Genomic DNA, 2,286 nt, shown 5'->3' on the forward strand with positions numbered 1-2,286 from the left:
GCCTGCTGCTCGGACTGGGGTGCGGCGGCCGTCTCCGTCTGCGTGGCGGGTGCAGCCGGGGGCTCGGCTACCTTCGCGGTTTCAGGTGCCGCGACGGTCGGCGGTGCTTCGTTCATCCACCTGTCGCGCGTCAGTCCGGCGACACCGGCAACTGCTGCGATGGCGAGGCCAGTGAAGACCAGAATCGGGTTCTTTTTCATTTCTCTTGCCGTTCCAAATGATCGATTGCCTGTGGCGAATGGCCTCTTCGCTACAAAGCAGTGACGGCTTTAATAGGGCCCTGTTCACATTTTCGCAAAGATTTGCGATGGGATTCAGGCCCTAATTGGGGATGAATCGTCGCGATTCGCCATTTTTGAGGAGTTTGCCCATGAGTCCGCCCCGGAAACTGTGTGTCTACTGTGGATCCGGCAATGGCCGGAACCCGGCTTATGTGGAAGCCGCACGGGCGCTGGGCAAGGCCATGGCCGATTCCGGGATCGGACTGGTCTATGGTGGCGGCAGCCTCGGCCTCATGGGCGAGGTTGCGCGGTCGGTGCTGGATAACTCTGGCCATGTCACCGGAATCATCCCGGAATTCCTCGCGAACCGTGAGCGCATGCTGACCGACGTCAACGAACTCGTGGTCACCGCCGACATGCACGAGCGCAAGATGACCATGTTCGCCCGCTCGTCGGGCTTCGTGGCCCTTCCCGGCGGGCTCGGCACGCTTGAGGAACTGGCCGAAATCTCCACCTGGGCACAGCTTGGCCAGCACCAGAAGCCGATCATCCTGTGCAACATCGAGGGCTACTGGGACCCGCTGGTGACGCTGTTCGACCACATGCGGCATGAAAAGTTCATCCGCGAGGGCCTGGAGTTCGGCATGGACGTGGTGACAAGGGCCGAAGACGTGGTGTCGGCCTTCGAGTACCGGCTCAAGACCACGCCGGACCGCGTGCCCGAAACCCCTCTCCTCAACAAGATGTAAGCGGCGTCAGACCGGCTCGATGTCCTGGCGGCGGTTGCGCTCGTCGCGGATGGCCGAGAACGAGAAGACGGCGAGCGCTGCCCAGATGATGACGAAGGAGACGAGCTTCAGCGTGTTCAGCGGTTCGCCGAAGATGAAGACCGCTGTGAGGAACACCAGCGATGGCGAGATATATTGCAGGAGGCCCGCCGTCGAATAGCGGAGCCGCCGGATCGAGGCGGCAAACAGCATCAGCGACACAGCCGTCATCACGCCGCAGCCGATCAGCATGGAGGTATCGAACGCGGTGCCGCCGAAATGCGCCTCGCCCTTCGAGACCAGCCACCATTGGGCGCCCGCGAGCGGCAGGGCAATGATGGCGACCTCGATCAGGAAGCCCTGCGTGGGGCCAACGGGAATCGTCTTCCGGAGAAATCCGTAAAGGCAGAACGTGGTGGCCAGCATGATCCCCAGCCACGGGAAATGGCCGAGCGCGAAGGTCTGGATCAGCACCGCCACGGAGGCCAGCCCCAAGGCGATCTTCTGCGGCCAGGTGAAGCGCTCGCCCAGAAAAAGATAACCCATCACCACGTTCAGAAGCGGATTGATGAAATATCCGAGGCTCGATTCAAGCGTGCGGCCCACTTCGATGGACCAGACATAGAAGCCCCAGTTGAAGACCACGAGCGCCGAGGTGAGAGCGAGGATCGCCACGTTGCGCGGCTTCGAAACCGCTTTCCAGACATCGCCCCATTGGCCCATGTACCAGACGACACAGGCAGCGATCGGAAGCGACCAGAGCCCCCGGTTCACGGCGATCTCGACGGGAGAAATGTAGCGGATGAGGCCGAAGTAGACGGCCATGCCGCCCCAGACGAGATGCGCCATCACAGCCAGCAGAACGCCTGTCTCGGCCTTCGTCAGAGAGCGGGTTGCAGGGGTTTCTTGCGCCAAAGCCATGGCTGCCGTTTAACCCCTGCGCCCGGCCCCCGCAAACACGCATCGGGCATGAAACCATGCCCGATGCGCATGACGTGGAAGGACTTCAGATGCGGAAGTCGGAGACGTCCAGCATGCCGAGGTCCACGTTCTGGAGGGTGACCATCTCGCCGCCGTCGAGCGTGAAGACGACGTCGTTGCCGTCCTGTGTGGCCTTGCTCAGCAGCGTGGCGACATCGAGGAAATCGAAGTTGGTGAAGTTGAGGCGATCCTCGCCGGCGGTGAAATCGGTGATGGTGTCATGGCCTCCGCGGAGGTCGAAGGTGAAGCGGTCGCGGCCGGCGCCGCCCGACAGCAGGTCATCGCCCTGGTCGCCGCGCACGCGGTCATTGCCGTCG

Annotated in this window: 3 protein-coding genes and 1 pseudogene; 1 reads left to right on the plus strand and 3 read right to left on the minus strand. The window is 62.6% G+C overall.

The genetic code is table 11. From position 1 onward, the window contains the following. Positions 1–200: pseudogene (locus tag ACEW8Q_RS16295) on the minus strand (hypothetical protein); the annotation flags it as partial. Between the two features lie 170 nt (positions 201–370). On the opposite strand from ACEW8Q_RS16295, the gene ACEW8Q_RS16300 reads away from it, so the two are divergent. Further along, the gene (locus ACEW8Q_RS16300) at positions 371–970 is read left to right on the plus strand and encodes a TIGR00730 family Rossman fold protein (protein ID WP_373505112.1); all 600 of its coding nucleotides are present in this window, start codon (positions 371–373) and stop codon (positions 968–970) included. 6 nt (positions 971–976) lie between these two features. Here the strand turns inward: ACEW8Q_RS16300 and rarD are convergent, their stop codons facing one another. After that, a complete protein-coding gene (gene rarD / locus ACEW8Q_RS16305; RefSeq protein ID WP_373505113.1) occupies positions 977–1,909 on the minus strand; it encodes an EamA family transporter RarD in 933 nt (310 codons plus the stop codon). Between the two features lie 85 nt (positions 1,910–1,994). Then, positions 1,995–2,286: M10 family metallopeptidase C-terminal domain-containing protein (locus ACEW8Q_RS16310; RefSeq protein ID WP_373505114.1), on the minus strand; the 292-nt coding region annotated here is incomplete at its 5' end.

The sequence above is a fragment of the Aestuariivirga sp. genome (genome assembly GCF_041738905.1).
In the GTDB taxonomy this organism is placed as follows: domain Bacteria; phylum Pseudomonadota; class Alphaproteobacteria; order Rhizobiales; family Aestuariivirgaceae; genus Aestuariivirga.

Excerpts from the sequence above, each read along its gene's own strand:
- ACEW8Q_RS16300 (WP_373505112.1), top strand. The coding sequence starts at position 371 with ATGAGTCCGCCCCGGAAACTGTGTGTCTACTGTGGATCCGGCAATGGC.
- rarD (WP_373505113.1), bottom strand. The coding sequence starts at position 1,909 with ATGGCTTTGGCGCAAGAAACCCCTGCAACCCGCTCTCTGACGAAGGCC.